The 18,509-nt window shown below is 71.5% G+C and carries 24 protein-coding genes; 8 read left to right on the top strand and 16 right to left on the bottom strand.

From position 1 onward, the window contains the following. Positions 1 to 17: 17 nt before the first annotated feature. The 7 genes from ccsB to MRBLMI1_RS12215 form a co-directional block, all read right to left on the bottom strand. Complete coding sequence (ccsB, locus tag MRBLMI1_RS12245; RefSeq protein ID WP_367733253.1) at positions 18 to 1,028, bottom strand: c-type cytochrome biogenesis protein CcsB; 1,011 nt, start codon at positions 1,026 to 1,028, stop codon at positions 18 to 20. Between the two features lie 4 nt (positions 1,029 to 1,032). Then, positions 1,033 to 2,742: a cytochrome c biogenesis protein ResB gene (gene resB, locus MRBLMI1_RS12240; protein WP_367733251.1), complete on the bottom strand. Its 1,710-nt coding sequence runs from the start codon at positions 2,740 to 2,742 to the stop codon at positions 1,033 to 1,035. 13 nt (positions 2,743 to 2,755) lie between these two features. Then, on the bottom strand, positions 2,756 to 3,505 hold the full coding sequence (locus MRBLMI1_RS12235; protein WP_367733249.1) for a cytochrome c biogenesis CcdA family protein: 750 nt from the start codon (positions 3,503 to 3,505) through the stop codon (positions 2,756 to 2,758). Next, the gene (locus tag MRBLMI1_RS12230) at positions 3,502 to 4,107 is read right to left on the bottom strand and encodes a TlpA family protein disulfide reductase (protein ID WP_367733247.1); all 606 of its coding nucleotides are present in this window, start codon (positions 4,105 to 4,107) and stop codon (positions 3,502 to 3,504) included. The genes MRBLMI1_RS12235 and MRBLMI1_RS12230 overlap by 4 nt, the downstream gene beginning before the upstream one ends. Then, the gene (locus MRBLMI1_RS12225) at positions 4,107 to 4,751 is read right to left on the bottom strand and encodes a histidine phosphatase family protein (protein WP_367733245.1); all 645 of its coding nucleotides are present in this window, start codon (positions 4,749 to 4,751) and stop codon (positions 4,107 to 4,109) included. Before MRBLMI1_RS12225 ends, MRBLMI1_RS12230 begins: the two co-directional genes overlap by 1 nt. A gap of 83 nt (positions 4,752 to 4,834) precedes the next feature. Continuing rightward, entirely contained in the window at positions 4,835 to 5,518 is a 684-nt protein-coding gene (locus tag MRBLMI1_RS12220; RefSeq protein ID WP_414685873.1) for a DedA family protein, read from the bottom strand. Between the two features lie 108 nt (positions 5,519 to 5,626). Next, positions 5,627 to 6,016, bottom strand: a complete 390-nt coding sequence (locus MRBLMI1_RS12215) for a hypothetical protein (protein ID WP_367733241.1) — start codon at positions 6,014 to 6,016, stop codon at positions 5,627 to 5,629. A gap of 42 nt (positions 6,017 to 6,058) precedes the next feature. Between MRBLMI1_RS12215 and aspS the strand changes: the two genes are divergently transcribed. The 3 genes from aspS to MRBLMI1_RS12200 all read left to right on the top strand — a co-directional run bounded on the left by aspS (position 6,059) and on the right by MRBLMI1_RS12200 (position 9,858). After that, a complete protein-coding gene (gene aspS, locus MRBLMI1_RS12210) occupies positions 6,059 to 7,399 on the top strand; it encodes an aspartate--tRNA(Asn) ligase (protein ID WP_367733238.1) in 1,341 nt (446 codons plus the stop codon). Between the two features lie 80 nt (positions 7,400 to 7,479). After that, entirely contained in the window at positions 7,480 to 8,508 is a 1,029-nt protein-coding gene (locus MRBLMI1_RS12205; RefSeq protein ID WP_367733234.1) for an ATP-binding cassette domain-containing protein, read from the top strand. Positions 8,509 to 8,607: 99 nt separating this feature from the next. After that, positions 8,608 to 9,858, top strand: coding sequence for a mechanosensitive ion channel family protein (locus MRBLMI1_RS12200; protein WP_367733232.1), 1,251 nt, complete (start codon positions 8,608 to 8,610; stop codon positions 9,856 to 9,858). 40 nt (positions 9,859 to 9,898) lie between these two features. On the opposite strand, the gene MRBLMI1_RS12195 is transcribed toward MRBLMI1_RS12200, so the two are convergent. From MRBLMI1_RS12195 to MRBLMI1_RS12170, 6 genes are all read right to left on the bottom strand, one after another. Beyond that, positions 9,899 to 10,201: a Dabb family protein gene (locus tag MRBLMI1_RS12195; RefSeq protein WP_367733230.1), complete on the bottom strand. Its 303-nt coding sequence runs from the start codon at positions 10,199 to 10,201 to the stop codon at positions 9,899 to 9,901. Continuing rightward, positions 10,198 to 10,476, bottom strand: coding sequence for a glutaredoxin family protein (locus tag MRBLMI1_RS12190; RefSeq protein ID WP_367733228.1), 279 nt, complete (start codon positions 10,474 to 10,476; stop codon positions 10,198 to 10,200). The genes MRBLMI1_RS12195 and MRBLMI1_RS12190 overlap by 4 nt, the downstream gene beginning before the upstream one ends. Positions 10,477 to 10,504: 28 nt before the next feature. Next, the gene (locus MRBLMI1_RS12185; protein WP_367733226.1) at positions 10,505 to 10,798 is read right to left on the bottom strand and encodes a rhodanese-like domain-containing protein; all 294 of its coding nucleotides are present in this window, start codon (positions 10,796 to 10,798) and stop codon (positions 10,505 to 10,507) included. 87 nt (positions 10,799 to 10,885) lie between these two features. Then, positions 10,886 to 10,984, bottom strand: a complete 99-nt coding sequence (locus MRBLMI1_RS12180) for a 30S ribosomal protein bS22 (RefSeq protein WP_003792170.1) — start codon at positions 10,982 to 10,984, stop codon at positions 10,886 to 10,888. A gap of 82 nt (positions 10,985 to 11,066) precedes the next feature. Then, the gene (locus MRBLMI1_RS12175; RefSeq protein WP_367733196.1) at positions 11,067 to 11,258 is read right to left on the bottom strand and encodes a helix-turn-helix domain-containing protein; all 192 of its coding nucleotides are present in this window, start codon (positions 11,256 to 11,258) and stop codon (positions 11,067 to 11,069) included. 104 nt (positions 11,259 to 11,362) lie between these two features. Continuing rightward, positions 11,363 to 11,758: an ArsR/SmtB family transcription factor gene (locus tag MRBLMI1_RS12170; protein WP_367733194.1), complete on the bottom strand. Its 396-nt coding sequence runs from the start codon at positions 11,756 to 11,758 to the stop codon at positions 11,363 to 11,365. A gap of 66 nt (positions 11,759 to 11,824) precedes the next feature. On the opposite strand from MRBLMI1_RS12170, the gene MRBLMI1_RS12165 reads away from it, so the two are divergent. Together MRBLMI1_RS12165 and MRBLMI1_RS12160 are read left to right on the top strand one after the other, a co-directional pair. Further along, positions 11,825 to 13,267 carry a TrkH family potassium uptake protein gene (locus MRBLMI1_RS12165; RefSeq protein WP_367733192.1) on the top strand — a complete coding sequence of 481 codons (1,443 nt, stop codon included), beginning with the start codon at positions 11,825 to 11,827 and terminating at the stop codon, positions 13,265 to 13,267. Then, positions 13,260 to 13,931 (top strand): potassium channel family protein, encoded by a 672-nt coding sequence (locus MRBLMI1_RS12160; protein WP_367733190.1) that lies wholly within the window; start codon positions 13,260 to 13,262, stop codon positions 13,929 to 13,931. Before MRBLMI1_RS12165 ends, MRBLMI1_RS12160 begins: the two co-directional genes overlap by 8 nt. Positions 13,932 to 13,976: 45 nt before the next feature. On the opposite strand, the gene MRBLMI1_RS12155 is transcribed toward MRBLMI1_RS12160, so the two are convergent. After that, the gene (locus MRBLMI1_RS12155) at positions 13,977 to 14,264 is read right to left on the bottom strand and encodes a DUF1905 domain-containing protein (protein ID WP_367733188.1); all 288 of its coding nucleotides are present in this window, start codon (positions 14,262 to 14,264) and stop codon (positions 13,977 to 13,979) included. Position 14,265: 1 nt separating this feature from the next. Then, positions 14,266 to 15,111 (bottom strand): pyrroline-5-carboxylate reductase, encoded by an 846-nt coding sequence (gene proC, locus MRBLMI1_RS12150; RefSeq protein ID WP_367733186.1) that lies wholly within the window; start codon positions 15,109 to 15,111, stop codon positions 14,266 to 14,268. Between the two features lie 126 nt (positions 15,112 to 15,237). On the opposite strand from proC, the gene MRBLMI1_RS12145 reads away from it, so the two are divergent. Both MRBLMI1_RS12145 and MRBLMI1_RS12140 read left to right on the top strand, forming a co-directional pair. Further along, entirely contained in the window at positions 15,238 to 16,350 is a 1,113-nt protein-coding gene (locus MRBLMI1_RS12145; RefSeq protein ID WP_367733184.1) for an alpha/beta hydrolase, read from the top strand. 24 nt (positions 16,351 to 16,374) lie between these two features. After that, positions 16,375 to 17,304, top strand: coding sequence for an LLM class F420-dependent oxidoreductase (locus MRBLMI1_RS12140; RefSeq protein WP_367733182.1), 930 nt, complete (start codon positions 16,375 to 16,377; stop codon positions 17,302 to 17,304). Between the two features lie 19 nt (positions 17,305 to 17,323). Here MRBLMI1_RS12140 and tadA read toward each other — a convergent pair whose 3' ends face one another. Continuing rightward, positions 17,324 to 17,761 carry a tRNA adenosine(34) deaminase TadA gene (gene tadA, locus MRBLMI1_RS12135; protein WP_367733687.1) on the bottom strand — a complete coding sequence of 146 codons (438 nt, stop codon included), beginning with the start codon at positions 17,759 to 17,761 and terminating at the stop codon, positions 17,324 to 17,326. Between the two features lie 97 nt (positions 17,762 to 17,858). On the opposite strand from tadA, the gene upp reads away from it, so the two are divergent. Continuing rightward, a complete protein-coding gene (upp, locus tag MRBLMI1_RS12130) occupies positions 17,859 to 18,491 on the top strand; it encodes a uracil phosphoribosyltransferase (RefSeq protein WP_367733180.1) in 633 nt (210 codons plus the stop codon). The last annotated feature ends 18 nt before the right edge of the window (positions 18,492 to 18,509 follow it).

Raw genomic sequence — 18,509 nt, 5'->3', positions numbered from 1 at the left:
TGCGGGGAGCGGAAGGGTTACTCCGTCAGGCCGCTGTAGGCGTGCAGCCCCTTGAAGAACACGTTCACGATCGTGAAGTTGAACAGCACCGCGGTGAAGCCGATGATCGACAGCCACGCCGAGCGCGTGCCGCGCCAGCCACGGGTCGCCCGCGCGTGGATGTACCCCGCGTAGAGCACCCAGATGACGAAGGTCCAGACCTCCTTGGTGTCGAAGCCCCAAAAGCGCCCCCACGCGTCGTTGGCCCAGATGGCCCCGGCGATGAGGGTGAAGGTCCAGAAGATGAAGCCCACGATGGCGAAGCGGTACGCGAGCGACTCCAGGTCGTCGGACGACGGGAGCGTCCGCAGGAAGCTGCGTCGCGGGGTCGCCTCGACCGGGGCGCCGACGAGCTTGCGCTCCCGACGCGACTGCAGCAGCTGCACCACCGACAGGCCGAAGGCGAGCGCGAACAGCGCGGTCGCGAGGATCGCGACGAAAACGTGGATGACGAGCCACACGGACTTCAGCGGATCCGCCAGCGGCACGACGTCCACGTGGTACGCCAGCGTCGCCCCGCCGAGCATGACGATCGCCATGCCGGTGATGAGCGAGCCAAGGAAGCGCAGGTCGAACTTCGGCAGCACGGCGAGGTAGACGCCGACGATGATCAGCAGGCCGGTCAGGGCGAACTCGTACATGTTCGACCACGGGACGCGCTCGGCGGCGATGCCGCGGAGCACCGTCGCGACGAGATGGAACGCGAAGCCCATCGCCGTCAGCGCGGTGCCGATGCGGGCCCACACGTAGCGCGGCTTCGCGACGGAGGATCCGGATGCCGCTCCCCCGCGGTCCGCTGTCAGCACCCCACCGCCGCCGGCGGTGACGAGCTCGCGGGCGACGACGGCGTCCTTCGCCTTGACGGCGAGGTCGGAGCGGCGTGCGAGGTCGATCGCGTAGGCGATGAATGCGAGGACGTAGATCGCGACCGCGGTCCACACCAGCAGGAGGGAGATCTCATCGAGGAGGATCGGGTCGGTTCCGGGCATGATGTCAGTCTACTTTTCCGGTGTCGGGGCGGCTCGGGCCGGCGTCAGGACGGCTCGGGAGGGTGGCGGCGCCCCGTTCGGCCATCTGGTCCACGGCGGCGGCGAGCGTGGGATCCTCGCCGCGGGCGAGACCGGCGTACTCGACGGTGACGCGTCCGTCGCGCGCGGTGGCCTTGACCCACATGCGCCGACGGGGGACGAACAGGGCGGCGAGCAGGCCGAGGGTCGCCAGGACAGCGAACGCGAGGACCCAGGGACCCGCGAGGTCGCGGTGGATGGACAGCGACGCGAAGCGCTTGACGGACCCGTCGTATCCGGTGGCCCCGTCAGGCGCCTCGTTCTCGAACGTGATGGTGCCGAGGCCGTTCGGGAGGTCCTGCGTCTCGCCCGGCATGAGCTGCAGCGCCGGGGTGCCGCTGTCGCCGCCGGCGAGCTGCTCCATGCCCGTCGGGTCCAGCGTGTACACCGAGCGGGGGGTCCCGTCGTCGATGCCCAGGTCGCCGGCGTACACGCGCAGCGTGAGCACCGGGTACTCGAGATCGCCGTAGGTCGAGGTGAGGGCCCCGCTGTCGAGCACGTCCATGGTCGGGTAGAAGAACCCGACCAGGCCCAGCTGCTCGGGCAGACCGTCGGCGACCTTGATGACGCCGAGCGAGGTCATGTTGGCATCCTGGGGCAGGAACGCGATCGAGTCGTGGAACACCTCGTCGCCCTGGGCGTCGCGGATGGTCACGGTCGGGGCGTAGCCGTTGCCCAGGAGGTAGACGCGATCGCCGGCGACGTCGAGCGGGTGGTTCACGCGCACCTCGCCCTCCTGCGGCTCCTGCCCGGGAGCCCGCGTCGTCATGTGCGCGGCGAAGTCGCCGGCCTGACCCGACCCCGGCTGGCCCGGCGGCACGTATGTGACGTCGAACTGGTCGAGGGTGAGGGAGTACGGCGTGAGCGTGTCGCCGCCGACGAAACGCCCCGGGTTGAACGACGAGTAGTCGAGAAGGCTGTTGGCGAAGGCCTGGCCCTCGACGAGCACGCGCTGCCCCGTGTAGGTGAACCCGCCGCCGACACCGACCGCGAGGAGCACGCCGACGAGCGCGGCGTGGAAGACGAGGTTGCCCGTCTCGCGGAGGTAGCCCCGCTCCGCCGAGACGGAGAACGACCCGCGCCCGTCGTAGCGCGCCACCCGGTAGCCGCTCTTGCGCAGCTGGGTCGCCGCGCTGTCCACGGCGGCCGCGGCGGCGGCATCCGCGTCCCCCTCCGGGACGATCGTGAGCGAACGGTGGTCGTCCAGTCGCGAGAGGCGCGCGGGCGTGCGGGGCGGCTGCGACCGCAGGGCCTTCCAGTGGTGCTTCGTGCGCGGCAGCACGCAGCCGATCAGCGAGATGAACAGGAGGATGTAGATGGCCGAGAACCACGGCGACGTGTACACGTCGAAGAGGCTGAGCCGGTCGAGGATCGGCGCGAGGTCCGGGTTGTCGGTGAAGTACTGCGTGACGCCGTTCGGGTCGGCGCTGCGCTGCGGCACGAGGGACCCGGGGACGGCCGCGATCGCGAGCAGGAGCAGCAGCACGAGCGCGGTGCGCATGCTCGTCAGCTGACGCCAGCCCCAGCGCAGCCACCCGACGACGCCCAGACGCGGGGAGGTGACGTCGTCCCCGCCGCCCGGCTCGGACTCGGCGTGGTCGGACGGACGCAGCACGCCGTCGGTCGGGTCGGTCATCGTGGTCCCTCGATCAGAGCGGGAGCTGGACATTGGCCATCACCCCCTGCAGGGACGACATCCACGCGCCCCAGACGCCGGTCACCATCGCCAGGCCGAGCACCACGAGGAGCAGGCCGCCGATGATGTTCACGGCGCGGATGTGCGCGCGGATGAACGCGACGGACCGGGTGGCCCAGCCCAGGCCCAGCGCGAGGAGTAGGAACGGGATGCCGAGACCCAGCGAGTAGAAGAGGCCGAGGAGCGCGGCCCGGCCGGGATCGCCGAGGTTGTACGACACCGAGAGGATCGCCGCGAGCGTCGGCCCGATGCAGGGCGTCCAGCCGATGCCGAGCGCGACGCCCAGCAGGGGCGCCCCGACGAGGCCGAGACCGCTCTTCGACTGCATCCGGACGGAGCGCTGCGCGATCCCGAACAGGCCGATGAAGACGAGGCCCATGAGGATGATCACCACGCCCAGCACGCGCGTGATGACGTCGGAGTACCGGGTGAAGAAGGCGCCGGCCGTCCCGCCCAGGGCGTTGTACGCGACGAACACGAGCGTGAACCCGGCGATGAACAGGAGGGTGCCGCCGACGAGCCGCCCCCGACCGGGCGCGGACGCCGACCCGCCGCGGGGAGCGACCGCGCCGCCGATGTAGCCGAGGTACCCGGGCACCAGCGGCAGCACGCACGGCGACAGGAACGAGATCAGCCCCGCCGCGAGGGCGATCGGCAGCGCGAGCCAGAGGGCGCCGTCGAAGACGATCGCGCCGGGGTTCACGCCGTCTCCGCCACGAGCGTGCGCACGATGGCCTCGAGGATGGATGCCTCGGGCAGCTCGCCCACGATGCGGGCCGCGACGCGGCCCTCCCGGTCGAGCACGAGGGTGGTCGGCGTCGCGTTGATGGGCGTCTTGTCGGCGAAGGCGAGCTTGAGGTCCGCGTCGTTGACGGCCATCGCGCTGGGATAGGACACGTCGTTGTCGCGCGCGAACGAGAGCGCCGTCGCGGGCTGGTCGTACGTGTTGATGCCGAGGAACGACACGTCCTGTCCCTCGAAGCTCTGGTACGCCTGCTCCAGACGAGGCGCCTCGATGATGCACGGGCCGCACGTGGCGTACCAGAAGTTCACGACGAGGACGCGACCGGCGAAGTCGCCGCTGGAGACGGGCGAGCCGTCGTCGAGCGAGCCGGAGAACTCCACGGGCTGGCCGCGCTGGTCGGCGGGGATCTCGACGGTCTGGAAGCCGTTGGCGGCGATGTAGCCCTTGTTGTCGCCCGCGCGGTACTGCTCGGCGAGCGGATCGGCCGAGCAGGCGGCGAGCCCGACGGCCAGCGTGGCGGTGGCCGCCGCGGCGACCACGGCGGAGAGGATTCGGCGCATCAGACGGCTCCTACGTCGACGGCTCCGGCGGTGGATGCCGGCTCGGCGTACGCCACCTCGACCCAGCGCGGCGCTCCGGCGGCGCCGTCTCGCCGCTCGAAGCTCGTCACGCTCGACAGCGCGCAGCGGCGCTTGCGGGGGTCGTGGCGGGTGGGACGGTGGGCGATCGCGAGGTGCGTCACCCAGATGGGGAGCTGATGCGACACGATGACGACGTCACCGTCGGGCACGCGCTCCCAGGCGTCGTTCATGGCCTCGACGACACGGCCGACGATGCTCGCGTAGGGCTCGCCCCAGCTGGGCAGGTCCGGCTGCCGCAGGTGCCGCCAGTTCAGCGGATTCGCCAGCGCCTGCTTCATCCGACGCCCTTCGAAGACGTTCGTCGGCTCGATGACGCGCTCGTCGATGACCGCCTCGAGACCGAAGATCTCGGTGAACGGCTCCGACGACTCGCGCGTGCGCTGGAGCGGGGAGGCCACGAGCGCCGACACCGGCCGCTCGAGCCCCTGGACGTGCTCCGCGACCTGCCGCGCCATCCGCCGACCGTCGACGCTCAACCCGAAACCGGGGAGCCGACCGTAGAGCACACGGCGAGGGTTGTGGACCTCTCCGTGGCGCACGAGGTGAAGGCGTTCGGCGGGCACCTGGTCAGTCTACGTTCGAGGGCTGTGGGCGGACTGAGCGCCCGGCCCCGTTACTTCGACGGTGGGGGAACGCGGGGCGGACGTCAGGCGTCGCGCCGGGACGCCAGCAGCGCCCGCACGCGGGCGTACAGGAACCACGCCACGCCGATGGCGACGGCGGCGATCACGATGTACTGCAGGATGTCGGCGTACTGCTCGATGACGTGCCAGTTCTCGCCCAGCAGGTACCCCGCGAGCACGAAGATCGTGTTCCAGATGAGGCTGCCCGCGCCGGTGAGCAGGCCGAACCGGAGCGGGGACATCTTCGCCACGCCGGCCGGGATGGAGATGAGGCTGCGGAAGATCGGGATCATCCTCCCGAAGAACACGGCCTTGCCGCCGTGACGCTCGAACCAGGCGACCGTGCGGTCGACGTCCTCCGGGTGCAGCAGCGGCACCTTCGCGGCGATGGCCCGCAGGCGCTCCGCCCCCAGCCAGCGGCCGAGCCCGTACAGGACGTAGGCGCCGACGATCGAGCCGACGGTGGTCCAGATCAGCGCCTCGGCCAGAGTGAAGCTCCCGCGGCTGGCCGTGAGACCGGCCATCGGCAGCACGACCTCGCTGGGAAGCGGCGGGAAGAGGTTCTCCAGCGCGATGGCGACGCCCGCTCCGACCGGGCCGATGACCTCCATGAGCGAGACGGTCCAGTCGGCCAGGGAGGTCAGCCAGGACTGGTCCTGGGAGCCGGCCGCGGCGGACACCGCGGCGGGGAGGGTCATGACGGTCATCGGGTGCCTTCGCGCTCGGTGATCGGCAGCCCGGGCGGACGCCTCCTCCAGGCTAGGGCGGGAGCCGCCGGTCTGCCTGGGGATTGCCCTGGAGGGCGGGCAGGAGCCTCAGCGGGGTGAGACGCCCGCTCCCACGATGGCGGCGGCCACGAACCACAGCGCCACCATCCCGATCACGGTCAGCAGCGGCACCCAGAACGCGATGCGGTGCCGCACGAGCCGGACGATCGCCACGGCCACGCCGATGACGAGCGCCGCCCACGGCGCGATCACGGCGAACCACAAGCCGAAGTTCACCAGGCCCAGGTCGCAGGAGGCGAGGAAGCAGCTGTCCCCGGCGGCGGTGAACAGCAGGCCCGCGGAGGTCGCCACGAGGGCCGCGAGCGGCAGCAGGACGAGCAGGACGACCGTCAGCGCGACGTCCCACACCCGCAGGCCGCCGCGCCTCGGCTCGGGACGCAGCGTCCGGAACGCGTCGGGCGGCAGGGAGTAGGTCACGACGGACATCCTAGGGAGGCCCCCACCGTAGACTGTCCCCTCGTGAGCGAACGCGTCCTGATCACCCAGTTGAAATCCCTCCCCGCCGGCCCCGTCGAGGTGTCGGGATGGGTCGAGACCGTGCGCGATCAGAAGAAGGTGCAGTTCGTCGTTCTCCGCGACGAGACCGGCGCCGTCCAGTTGGTGAACCCGGCGACGCGTCCGAGCGAGGAGGCCGGGCACCAGGATGCCGCCGCCCTCGCGCTCACCGAGACGATCGGAACCCTCGCCACCGGCACCTTCCTCACCGTCCGCGGCGAGCTGAAGCACGACGAGCGCGTGAAGCTCGGCGGCGTCGAGATCAAGGTCGGCGAGCTCGTGATCGCCGCCGCCGCGAACCCCGAGACGCCGATCGCCGCCGACAGCAGCCCCGACAAGCGCATGGACTGGCGCTTCATCGACCTGCGTCAGCGCCGCAACAACCTCATCTTCCGCGTGCAGACCACGCTCGAGCACGCGATGCGCACCTACTGGGTGGAGCGGGACTACATCGAGGTGCACTCGCCCAAGCTCATGGCATCCCCGTCCGAGTCGAACGCGGAGCTCTTCGAGGTGCCGTACTTCGAGGAGAAGACCGCCTACCTCGCGCAGAGCCCGCAGTTCTTCAAGCAGATGGCGCAGGTCGCCGGCTTCGGCAAGATCTTCGAGATCGCGCCCGCGTTCCGCGCCGACCCCTCCTTCACGAGCCGCCACGCGACCGAGTTCACCTCGATCGACGCGGAGATCAGCTGGATCGACTCGCACGAGGACGTCGCCCGCATGCAGGAGGAGCTCCTGCAGACGGCGATCCAGGCCGTCGCCGACAAGCACGGCGCCGAGATCCAGGAGCTGTTCGGCGTCGAGGTGCAGGTCCCGACCCTGCCGTTCCCGCGCATCCCCCTCGCCGAGGCGCGGGAGATCGTCGCGGCGCGCGGGTACGACATCCCCCGCACCGACGGCGACCTCGACCCCGAGGGCGAGCGTCAGATCGCCGCGCACGTCGCCGAGACGTTCGGTCACCAGTTCGTCTTCATCACCGACTACCACCCCGAGATCCGCGCGTTCTACCACATGCGCGACGAGGAGACCGGGCTGACGAAGTCCTACGACCTGCTGTTCAACGGCGTCGAGATCACCACCGGCGCCCAGCGCGAGCACCGCGTCGACGTCCTCGTCGAGCAGGCGAAGGAGAAGGGTCTCGACCCCGAGCACCTCGACTTCTACCTCGACTTCTTCCGCTTCGGCGCCCCGCCGCACGGCGGGTTCGGCATGGGTCTCGCGCGCGTGCTGATGCTGCTGCTGGGCGAGTCGTCGATCCGCGAGGTCACCTACCTCTTCCGCGGCCCCACGCGCCTGGCCCCCTGACCCGTATTCGTTCCCTGCGCGTCGGCGCCGGTTCACCCACCGGGACCGCGCCGGTCGTCGCGGACGCCTAGCGTCGGGGGATGGCCGTCGTCCGTCCCCCCGAGTCCGAGGCCGTGTCCGCTCCCGACACCGAGGGAGCCGTCGCCCCGCGACGGGCGGCCGACGTCGTCCACCTGGATGCCGTCGGCGTCCGGCGCGGTCGCCGGTGGGTGCTCGCGGAGGTGGACCTCGCCGTCGGCCCGGGCGAGATCGTCGCGGTCACCGGCTCGTCCGGGTGCGGCGCCTCGACCCTGCTCGCCGTGGCGGCGGGGCGGCGACGCGCGACCGTCGGCCGCGCCCGTACCGCCGCACGGCACGAGGTCCGCGTGGTCGCCGGGGACGCTCCCCTGCCCCTCCTCCCCGGCGTCGACCCGGATGCCGCGGACCTGACCGTCGTCGGCCTCACTGCCGGAGCCCCCCGCCGTCCGCACCTGCTGAGCGGCGGCGACCGGCAACGGCTCGCGCTCGCCCGGGCCCTCACCGCCGCCCCGCGCCTGCTCGTCCTCGACGACCCGCTCTCCCGCCTGCACAGCGTCGAGCGGGCCGAGCTGGTGTCGGCTCTCGCGCGGACGCTGCGCGCCCGCGGCGTCGCCGTCGTCTGGGCCACCCGCGACACGGCCGAGGCATTCGCGCTCGCCGACCGGGTCCTGGCGCTGTCGGCCGGACGGGTGGTCGCCACCGGCGCCCCGGAACAGGTGAGCGCGCGCGCCGCCGAACCGGAGCTCGCGCCCGTCCTCGGACCCGTCAGCGCCGTCCCCGGCATCGTCGACGGCGACATGGTCGACGTCTGGGGTCAGGAGATGCCGCTGGCCGCCTCGGCCCACGACGGGCACTGCGAAGTGCTCGTGCGCCCCGAGGACGTGCTCCTCGTCGACGTCGACGGCGGACCGGGCGTCGACGCCGTCGTCGAGGAGAGCACCTTCCTCGGCGGCACGCGCCGCACCATCGTCCGCGCGGCGGACGGCAGCCTGGTCCGCCTGCAACACTCCTCCGCGCGGGATCTCGCGCCGCGCGAGCGCGTCCGGATCGCCCTCGCCGACGTCGCCGTGTCGACCCGCCCGCTCGCCTAGGCCCGTCAGTATCGCCCGACCCCCGTCGTCCTGTCGAGGCGCACGGGGTCCCGCCCCCCTCTCGGTAGCGTGGCCGCCGACCCCGACCCGAGGAGGCCCATGCTCGACCCCTGGCTGCAGTTCGCCGTCACCCTGACCGCGGCGATCGTCATCGCCGTCATCGTCTCGTTCATCGTGACCGGCATCGTCCGGCTGATCGCCCGGCGCCACGACTGGCCCGGAGGCCTCGTCCGCCGCGCGCGTCGCCCGTTCCGGGCCGTGGTCCTCGTCGTGGCGGTCTGGGCCGGCATCGGGCTGGCCTTCCCCCGCGAGCTGCGGGACGAATGGATGCCACCCCTCACGCAGACGCTGACGATCGCGGTCATCCTCGCCTCGGCGTGGCTGCTGTCGGCCCTGGTGTCGTTCGCCACCGACCTCGCTCTGGGCCGCCATCGGATCGACGTCCCGGACAACCGGCACGCGCGCCGGATCCGCACGCAGACGCTCATCGTCCGCCGCCTCGCCCTCGTGCTCATCGTGGTCGTGGCCATCGGCGCGATCCTGCTGACCTTCCCCGCCGTCCGGACCGTCGGCGCGAGCCTGCTCGCCTCGGCCGGCATCGCCTCCATCGTCGCGGGCCTCGCAGCTCAATCCGTGCTCGCGAACATCTTCGCGGGGGTGCAGCTGGTCTTCAGCGACGCCCTGCGCGTCGACGACGTCGTCGTGGTCGAGGGCGAGTGGGGGCGGATCGGCGAGATCACCCTCAGCTACGTCGTGGTGGACCTGTGGGACGAGCGCCGGCTCGTCCTGCCCTGCACGCACTTCACCACCCAGCCGTTCGAGAACTGGACGCGGCAGGGCAGCGAGCTGCTGGGCGCGGTGGAGATCGACGTCGACTGGCGGGTGTCGCCCGCCCGCATGCGCCGGCACCTCGACGAGATCCTCGCGGACACCGACCTGTGGGACGGACGCACTTCGGTCCTCCAGGTCACGGACGCCGTCGGCGGGCTCGTGCGCGTGCGCATCCTCGTGAGCGCCCGCGACGCCCCGACCCTGTTCGACCTGCGGTGCCGCGTCCGCGAGGACATGGTGGTGTGGGTCCAGCAGGCGATGCCCGCCGCCGTGCCCGCCCAGCGCGTCCTATGGGCGGACAGCGGGACGGATGCCACCCCCTCCGACGGGCGGGACGCGGCGCGGCACAACGGCGCAAACGCCTCCACCGGCGGACGCACCGACGACGCCGACGTCCTCGAGGACGATCACGGCTCCGGGCTGTTCACCGGGAGCGCCGAGGCGGAGCGCCGCGCCAGCACCTTCACCCAGGCGATCCCGATCGTGCACGTCGACGGTGCGGGAGACCCGCGCCGCTGACCACGGTGCTCCCGCGCGCGAGCGCGGGAGCAACCCGGTCTCAGCCGGGGAAGTCGATCGAGGCGCGCTCGGCCACCACGGAGCGGACGAACGCCGCCGCCTCCTGGTGGGCCGGGTGCACCTGGTAGCGCTCGAGCGCCTCGACGTCGGCGAACTCGCTCACCAGCGCGACATCCCAGTTGGCCTGGGGGTACGCCACGTTCCGGCCGATCTCGATGTGCTGGATGTCGTCGATGACCTCGCGCAGGGCGAGCAGCCGCTCCGCGATCTGCTCCGCGTGCAGGGCACGGGTGTCGGCGTCGTCCGCCGCGAGCTTCCAGAGGACGATGTGTCGGATGCTCACGCGGAGGCTCCTTCGGTGTCGGCGGCCAGGAGCGCCGCGCGCAGGCGGTCGGCCGACACGCGCCAGTGCGCGTGCAGACGGCCGTCGATCAGGACGACGGGGATCTTCTCCCACCACTGGTCGTACAGGGCGGGATCGTCGGCGATGGACGAATGCTCGACGGCGATGCCGTCGGCGACGCCGTCAGGCAGATCAGAGACCACCGAGTCGACGATCTGCTCGGCGACCTCGCAGAGGTGGCAGTCGGGCTTGCCGATGAGCGTGAGGGTCGTCACGCTCCCATCCTAGGAGCCGGGGAGGCGCTCAGGACTGAACGTCGTACCCCGCGGCGATCCATTCCCCGGTGCCGCCCTCGACGTTGGTCGCGTCGTGCCCGCGGGCGGTGAGGGCCTCGACGACCCGCGCCGAACGGCCGCCGGCCTGGCAGATGACGTCGAACGCGCCCTCGGGCAGCTCGTCGAGGTGCTCGCCCAGGGTCGACATGGGCAGGTTCACGGCGCCCGGCACGTGGCCGGCGACGAACTCGTGCTCCTCCCGCACGTCGATGAGCGGGCGCTCGCGGCCCGCGTGCAGATCGTGGACGGTGATGGACTGCATGCTTCCTCCGAGGACGGACGACGGCCGGGCGAACGGATACACGAAGCGCCCGTCACAACAGGACAGGCGCTCGGTGTGGTGGCCGCTTTACTTCTTGTTGCGGCGCTGGTGACGAGTCTTGCGAAGCAGCTTGCGGTGCTTCTTCTTCGCCATGCGCTTACGGCGCTTCTTGATGACAGAACCCACGGAAAACCTCACTAAGTCGGGGTCTGGGTGCCGATGTCGGCCCCCGGGAACACTAGGCGTTGGAAAAAAGCCTCGGATCAGTCTAGCCGACGTCGGACACCGGCCGCTGCACGGCATCCGCCACGGCGGATTCCGGCACCCGATAGCTGCGTCCGAAGCGGACGGCGGGCAGCTCGCCCGAGTGCACGAGACGGTAGACCGTCATCTTCGACACGCGCATCAGCTCGGCGACCTCGGCCACCGTCAGGAAACGCACGTCCGGCAACTCGGCCATCGACCACCCCTCGTCCGGGTGCTCTCACCCTCTGATGCTGGACACACTCTAGAGTCTGCGCGCGACGCGTGTAAACCGCTGTGACAGCCGTGACGGATGTGCGTTCAGCGGCCGGGCAGCTTGCGGAAAGCGCTCTCGATCGAGTGCTTCACGGACGCCGCCGCACGGCCGACGACCTCTGCCGCGTGGACGGCCGAATCCGGCAGCGCCGGCTCGTTCTCGGCATCCACCGAGAAGAACGGCACCAGCCAGTCGTCGACCTCGTCGAGAGGCGCGACCGTCAGGCTGTAGAAGCGGTGCTGCCCCACCTCGCGGACCGTGACCAGCTCGGCCTGGCGGAGCACCTTGAGGTGCTTCGACACCGTCGGCTGACTCACCCCGAGGGCCGTGACGATCTGCGAGACGCTCGTGCCCCGCTCCCCGCCGGTGGCCCGATCGAGCAGCAGCTGAAGGATGTCGCGACGCGTCCCGTCAGCGATCACGTCGAAGATGTCCGCCATGGCATTAGATTAGCCGCGCCCTCGCACGAGTACCATGATCCGGGTTCCGGCAGAGAGGGAGTGGGCATGGCGGCGACGCCGAGCGACCGACGTGCCGGAGTGCGCGTACGGCGCATCGCATACGAGGCGTGGGACGCGCTCCGGACCCTCACGACCGCCTCCCCCGCCCGTTTCGCGGTGCTCGTCTTCGTGACGCTCATCCTGCTGTTCACCGCGCTGTTCTCGCTCCCGGCGGCCGCCGCGGACGGGCAGCGCACCTCCCTCGCGGACGCGCTCTTCACCGCGGTCTCCACGATCTGCGTCACCGGCCTCTCGACGGTGAACATGTACACGCACTGGTCGCCGCTCGGGCACGTCATCACCTACATCGGCGTCAACGTGGGCGCGTTGGGCGTGCTGACCCTGGCATCCATCCTCGGTCTCGTCATCTCGAAGCGCCTCGGTCTGCGCGCCAAGCTCATCGCCGCGGGCGACAGCAACCCGCTCCGCGTCCACGGCGGGCCCGTCAACGAGGGGCAGACCGTCCGGCTCGGCGAGGTCGGTCAGCTGCTGCGGACCGTCGCCCTGTCGACGCTGGTCATCGAGGCGGCCCTCACCGTCCTCATCTACCCGGCGCTCCTGGTCGGCGGCATCGACCCCTTCGTGGCGCTGTGGGAGGCGCCCTACTACGCCGCCATGGCGTTCACGAACACCGGCTTCGTGCCCAACGCCGAGGGCCTCACCCCGTTCGCGCAGGACTATTACCTGCTCACCGTGCTCATGGTGGGCGTCTTCCTCGGGTCGATCGGCTTCCCGGTCATCTTCACCCTGTGGCGCCACTACTGGCATTTCCGGCGGTGGTCGCTGCACGCCAAGCTCACGATCATCACGACCGTGATCCTCTTCTTCGCCGGCGCCGCGGTCATTCTCCTGCTGGAATACGACAACCCGTCCACCTTCGGGAGCATGGACGCCTGGGACACGACGTTCCAGGCCCTCTTCCTCTCCGCGATGACCCGGTCGGGCGGCTTCTCCGTCATCGACATCGGCGACCTCAACGGCGCGACCCTCATCGTCGGGTCGATGCTCATGTTCGTCGGCGGCGGTTCCGCCTCGACGGCGGGCGGCATCAAGGTGACGACGCTCGCCGTGCTGGCGCTGGCCGTCTGGTCCGAGGCGAAGGGACGCCCCGCGGTGCAGGCGTTCGGCCGCCGGATCCCCAGCGACGTCCAGCGCGTCGCCCTGTCGGTCGTGGCCTGGGGCGCGACCATCGTGGCGCTGTCGACCGTCATCATCAGCCGGATCACGAACGCCCCGATCGAGTACGTCCTGTTCGACGTCATCTCCGGCTTCGCCACCGTGGGGCTGTCCACGGGCCTGACCGCCGAGCTCCCCGACCCCGCCGTCTACGTGCTGGCCGTGACCATGTTCATGGGGCGCATTGGTACTGTGACACTCGCCGCGGCCGTCGCCGCGTCCTCTCGTTCGCAGCTCTACGCGCTGCCCGTGGAAAGGCCGATCGTTGGTTGAACGGATTCGCAGCGACGCGCCCGTCCTCGTGATCGGACTGGGCCGCTTCGGCGCCGCCTGCGCCGGGGAGCTGGACCGGCTCGACCGCGACGTGCTCGCCGTCGACGGCAACCTCGAGCTCGTGCAGAAGTGGTCCGAGCGCGTCACCCACGCCGTACAGGCCGACGCCCGCAACATCGATGCGCTGCGTCAGATCGGCGCCCAGGACTTCCAGGTGGCCGTCGTCGCCGTCGGGTCGCTCATCGAGGCGTCCGTCCTCATCACCGCCAACCTCGTCGACCTCAAGGTCCCCCAGATCTGGGCGAAGGCGGTCTCGCAGTCGCATGGCAAGATCCTGTCGCGCGTCGGGGCGAACCACGTCATCTACCCCGAGCGCGAGGCCGGCGAGCGCGTCGCGCACCTCGTGAGCGGTCGCATGCTGGACTTCATCCGCTTCGACGACGACTTCGTCCTCGCCAAGATGTACCCGCCCAAGCTGGTCCGCGGCGTGGGCCTGAACGAGTCGGGCGTGCGCTCGAAGTACAACGTCACGGTCGTCGGGGTGAAGAGCCCGGGCCGCCCGTTCCGCTACGCCGAGGCGAACACCGTGGTCACGAATCACGACCTCATCATCGTGTCGGGGACCAACAGCGACATCGAGCGGTTCGCGGCGCTCGACCGCTGATCGCGGGGCCCCGGCGGGCGCTGCAGGTCGCGCCTTCGGCGACGCTCAGGCGTCGATGTCGAGCTCGAGCTCGACCACATCGTCCACGGCGACGCCCTCGGCATCCTGCAGCGCCTTCTTGATCGGCACGACGTAGCCGCCGTCCTTCGGCCAGAGCGACGTCGTCACACGCGTGCGGCCGATCGTGACAGCGGCGGGGATCATCCCCCAGCCGTACGTCACGACGGGGGCGACCTCGGCGATCCTCGCGGCCTCCCGCTCCGGGACGGTGACGAAGTGGAACGGCGCGGGACCGCGCCAGAACCAGATCTCCCCCGAGAACCGCAGTCGCATGTCAGCTCCCGGCGGCGAGCTCCCGGGCCCGCGCCAGCGCGGCCTCGGCGGCCTCGGTGAACGTCCGGTCCAGGCGCGCCTCCTGCAGCACGGCGACCGCCCGTTCGGTGGTGCCCTTCGGGCTCGTCACGCGACGTCGGAGCTCGGCGGGGTCGTGCTCGGAGGCATCCATCAGCACCGTCGCCCCGATGAAGGTCTGCTCGGCGAGGAGGCGCGCGTCGGCCGTCGAGAAGCCCATCGCTTCAGCGGCCGCGGTGAACTGCTCGACCAGCAGGAACACGTAGGCGGGGCCCGACCCCGAGATGGTCGACAGCGCGTCGATCTGCGACTCCGGCACCTCCAGCACGGCGCCGACGGTCTCGAACAGGCGACGCACGACTGCGACCTGCTCCTCGGACGCGCTCGGACCCGCGGCGAGCCCCGTCACGCCCTTGCCGACGAGCGACGGCGTGTTCGGCATCGACCGCAGTGTCGCGACGTCCGCGCCCAGACGGTCGGCGAACGTGGCGAGGGTGACGCCGGCCGCCAGGCTCACGACGACCGCGCCGGGACGCAGGTGCGGCCGAATCTCGTCGAGGAGGTCGGGCACCATGGCCGGCTTGACCCCGATGAGGACGATGTCGGCGGATGCCACGGCCTCGGCGTTGCCGTCCGCGTTCGCCTCGAGGGCGATGCTCGTCACGCCCTCGAGATCCGCCAGCTCGGCGGCCTTCGCGATCGACCGATTCGTCGCGACGATCCCCCCGCCGGAGAGCCCGGCCGTCACGAGGCCGCGCAGGATCGCACCGCCCATCGAGCCGGCGCCGAGAACGGCGATCGAAGGCAGGGACCCGGTGGCATCCGTCATGCTCCCCAGTCTACGAACACCGCCTCGCCCGACGCGGGCAACCCTGAGTGCGGGCCGAAGGGGGGCGCGTTAGAGTCGGGAGCGCGCGGGGTACCGGGGCTCCGCGCTCGACCCGGAGGACCTCGCATGACTCTCTTCGACGGCATCGCCGCCCGCCTCGTCGACACCGGTCGGCTGAGCGTGAACGTGCTCGAGCGCGCCGGCGACGAACCCGCGACGGTGGCCGAGCAGACGGTCGTGCTCGTGCACGGCAGCGTCGCCTCGTCGCTGTTCTGGCAGGAGATCATGCAGGACCTGCCGAGCGACCTGCGCGTGCTCGCGGTCGACCTGCGCGGCTTCGGCGGCACCGAGCACTCCCCCATCGACGCCACCCGCGGCGTCCGCGACTTCAGCGACGACCTGCACGCGACCCTTCAGACCCTCGGCCTCGACGCGGTGCACCTCGTAGGGTGGGCCCTCGGCGGCGCCGTCGTCCTGCAGTACGCGCTCGACCACCCCGTGCTCTCGCTGACCCTCCAGGCGCCCCTGTCGCCGTACGGGTTCGGCGGTACGCGCCGGGACGGCTCCCTCGTGTCCGAGGACGGCGCGGGCACCGGTGCGGGTGCGGCCAACCCCGACTTCGTGCAGCGGCTCACCGCCCGCGACGCCACCGACGACGCCCCCACCTCCCCCCGCTCGGTGTTCCGCTCGAGCTACGTCTCGTCGGACTACCGCTCCGAGCACGAGGACGTGTGGGTGGAGGCCATGCTCAGCACCTCCACCGCCGGCGGCAACTACCCCGGCGACGCACGAACCGTCGCGACCTGGCCCGGGTTCGCACCGGGGACGACCGGCGTGCTCAACGCGATCGCGCCCACCCACCTCGACCTCTCCGCGATCGTCGACATCGCCGACAAGCCGCCGGTGCTGTGGATCCACGGCACCGCCGACGCCGTCGTGTCGGACACCTCGTTCTCGGACGTGCACCACCTGGGCGCGCTCGGCGTTGTCCCCGGGTGGTCCGGCGCCGACGCCGCTCCCGCCCAGCCGATGGTCTCGCAGACCCGCGACGTGCTCGCCGACTACGCGGCGGCCGGGGGCGCGGTCACCGAGCTCGCCGTCGAGGACGCCGGGCACGCCGTGCACCTGGAACGGCCCGCGCAGTTCCGTCGGGCGCTGCTGGAGCACATCGGCTACGTCGGGCGCCCCGCCGACCCCGCGCCGCCGACCGAGGCGATCATCCTGCGCTCGGCCGACTGATCCGCCCACCCCGAGGAGCCCTTTGTGGAGTACTGCCTGTTCACCGAGCCCCAGGAGGGGTTCTCGTACGACGACCAGCTCGCGTTCGCCCGGTCCGCCGAGCAGCACGGCCTGGACGGGTTCTTCCGCTCCGACCACTACCTGCGCATGGCCGACGGCGACCCGCTGCCCGGGCCCACCGACGCGTGGACCACCCTCGCCGGCCTCGCCCGCGAGACCTCCCGCATCCGCCTCGGCACCCTCGTGTCGTCGGTCACCTACCGGGTGCCCGCGATCCTCGCCATCCAGGTCGCCCAGGTCGACGCGATGTCCGGCGGACGCGTCGAGCTCGGGCTCGGCACCGGATGGTTCGCGCGCGAACATGCCGCCTACGGCATCCCGTTCCCCGACAAGCGTTTCGACCTCCTCGAGGAGCAGCTGCAGATCGTCACCGGACTGTGGTCCACACCGGTCGGCGAGACCTTCTCGTTCGACGGCGCGCATCATCGACTGGATGCCGCCCCCGCCCTGCCGAAGCCGGTGCAGACGCCCGTGCCGGTCATCGTCGGCGGCGGCGGCCCGAAGCGCACCCCCCTGCTCGCAGCGCGCTACGCCACCGAGTTCAACATCGGCTTCGTGACCGAGGACGTCGTCGCGGAGAAGTTCGACGGGGTGCGCCGCGCCTGCGACACCATCGGCCGCGACCCCGGGTCGCTCAAGCTGTCGGTCGCGCTCCCGACGATCATCGGCACGGACGACGCCGAGATCGAGCGCCGCGTCGCCGCGATCGGTCAGACCCGGGCGCAGTTCGACAACGGGGCCAACCTCATCGGCACCCCCGCGGAGGTCGCTGAGCGCGTGGAGCGGCTCGCGGCGCGGGGCGCACAGCGCGTCTACTTCCAGCTGCTCGACCTGCGCGACGTGGACCACGCCGACCAGGTGGGCGCGGAGCTGCTGCCGCTCCTCCCCCGCTGAGCCGGGCGCGTCCGGGCCGTCAGTCCCCGCGGCGGTCCTCGAAGAACGCCCGCAGCAGGGCCGACGCTTCCTCCTCGGCGACCCCGCCGACCACCTCGACCCGGTACGGCAGGCGCCGGTCGCGGAGCACGTCGTACATCGATCCGGCCGCGCCGGCCTTGGCATCCCAGGATCCGAAGACGACCCGCGGCACGCGCGCCTGCAGGACGGCGCCCGCGCACATGACGCACGGCTCCAGCGTGACGACGAGGGTGCAGTCCGCGAGATGCCACGAGCCGAGAGCGTCGGCGGCGCGGCGCAGCGCGACGACCTCCGCGTGCGCGGTCGGGTCGCCCGTCCGCTCGCGCAGGTTCCGCCCCTCGCCGAGGACCCGGCCGTCGGGCCCCAGGACCACCGCCCCCACCGGGACGTCGCCCTCCGCCGCGGCCTCCCCTGCCAGCACGAGGGCACGGCGCATCGCGTCGAGGTCGGCGGCGAGCGGGGTCACGGTCCTCCGGGACGGGAAGTGCGACGCCGGGGTCGGGCGCGCGGGTGGAACGGCTAGCCTTGAGCCTATGCGTGTCCACGTCGCCGATCACCCGCTCATCACCCACAAGCTCACGGTGCTGCGTGACGTGCAGACGTCGTCGCCGGTGTTCCGCCAGCTGACCGAGGAGCTCGTGACGCTCCTCGCGTACGAGGCGACCCGCAACGTCCGCGTCGACCCCGTCGAGATCCAGACCCCGGTCACCACCACCACCGGGGTGAAGATCAGCGAGCCCCGTCCGATCGTCGTCCCCATCCTGCGTGCCGGTCTCGGCATGCTCGAGGGCATGGTCAAGCTCCTCCCGACGGCCGAGGTCGGCTTCCTCGGCATGGTCCGCGACGAGGAGACCTTCGAGCCGACCACCTACGCCGAGCGGCTGCCGGACGACCTCAGCGACCGTCAGTGCTTCGTGCTCGACCCGATGCTCGCCACCGGCGGCTCGCTCGGCGCGGCCATCAACTTCCTGTTCGCCCGCGGCGCGCAGGACGTCACCGCGATCTGCCTGCTCGGGGCGCCCGAGGGCGTCGCGGCCATCGAGAAGCAGGTCGAGGGGCACGACGTCACGCTCGTGCTGGGCGCGGTCGACGAGCGCCTCAACGAGAAGGGCTACATCGTGCCCGGTCTCGGCGACGCCGGCGACCGCCTCTACGGCACGGCCTGAGCCGCGCCCCGCGGCTCA

Origin of the sequence: Microbacterium sp. LMI1-1-1.1 (assembly GCF_040815675.1) — a bacterium.
Taxonomy (GTDB): Bacteria; Actinomycetota; Actinomycetes; order Actinomycetales; family Microbacteriaceae; genus Microbacterium.
The sequence above is the reverse complement of the archived record's forward strand: the minus strand, read 5'-3'. Positions and strand labels throughout refer to the sequence as shown.

What these genes read in the sequence shown, in the direction of transcription:
- tadA (WP_367733687.1), bottom strand. Translation starts at nt 17,761, where the DNA reads ATGCGCCGTGCCCTCGTGCTGGCAGGGGAGGCCGCGGCGGAGGGCGAC.
- MRBLMI1_RS12155 (WP_367733188.1), bottom strand. Translation starts at nt 14,264, where the DNA reads ATGCGACTGCGGTTCTCGGGGGAGATCTGGTTCTGGCGCGGTCCCGCG.
- ccsB (WP_367733253.1), bottom strand. Translation starts at nt 1,028, where the DNA reads ATGCCCGGAACCGACCCGATCCTCCTCGATGAGATCTCCCTCCTGCTG.
- MRBLMI1_RS12175 (WP_367733196.1), bottom strand. Translation starts at nt 11,258, where the DNA reads ATGGCCGAGTTGCCGGACGTGCGTTTCCTGACGGTGGCCGAGGTCGCC.
- MRBLMI1_RS12220 (WP_414685873.1), bottom strand. Translation starts at nt 5,518, where the DNA reads ATGACCGTCATGACCCTCCCCGCCGCGGTGTCCGCCGCGGCCGGCTCC.
- proC (WP_367733186.1), bottom strand. Translation starts at nt 15,111, where the DNA reads ATGACGGATGCCACCGGGTCCCTGCCTTCGATCGCCGTTCTCGGCGCC.
- MRBLMI1_RS12165 (WP_367733192.1), top strand. Translation starts at nt 11,825, where the DNA reads ATGGCGGCGACGCCGAGCGACCGACGTGCCGGAGTGCGCGTACGGCGC.
- MRBLMI1_RS12145 (WP_367733184.1), top strand. Translation starts at nt 15,238, where the DNA reads ATGACTCTCTTCGACGGCATCGCCGCCCGCCTCGTCGACACCGGTCGG.
- resB (WP_367733251.1), bottom strand. Translation starts at nt 2,742, where the DNA reads ATGACCGACCCGACCGACGGCGTGCTGCGTCCGTCCGACCACGCCGAG.
- MRBLMI1_RS12205 (WP_367733234.1), top strand. Translation starts at nt 7,480, where the DNA reads ATGGCCGTCGTCCGTCCCCCCGAGTCCGAGGCCGTGTCCGCTCCCGAC.
- upp (WP_367733180.1), top strand. Translation starts at nt 17,859, where the DNA reads ATGCGTGTCCACGTCGCCGATCACCCGCTCATCACCCACAAGCTCACG.
- MRBLMI1_RS12185 (WP_367733226.1), bottom strand. Translation starts at nt 10,798, where the DNA reads ATGCAGTCCATCACCGTCCACGATCTGCACGCGGGCCGCGAGCGCCCG.
- MRBLMI1_RS12230 (WP_367733247.1), bottom strand. Translation starts at nt 4,107, where the DNA reads ATGCGCCGAATCCTCTCCGCCGTGGTCGCCGCGGCGGCCACCGCCACG.
- MRBLMI1_RS12170 (WP_367733194.1), bottom strand. Translation starts at nt 11,758, where the DNA reads ATGGCGGACATCTTCGACGTGATCGCTGACGGGACGCGTCGCGACATC.
- MRBLMI1_RS12200 (WP_367733232.1), top strand. Translation starts at nt 8,608, where the DNA reads ATGCTCGACCCCTGGCTGCAGTTCGCCGTCACCCTGACCGCGGCGATC.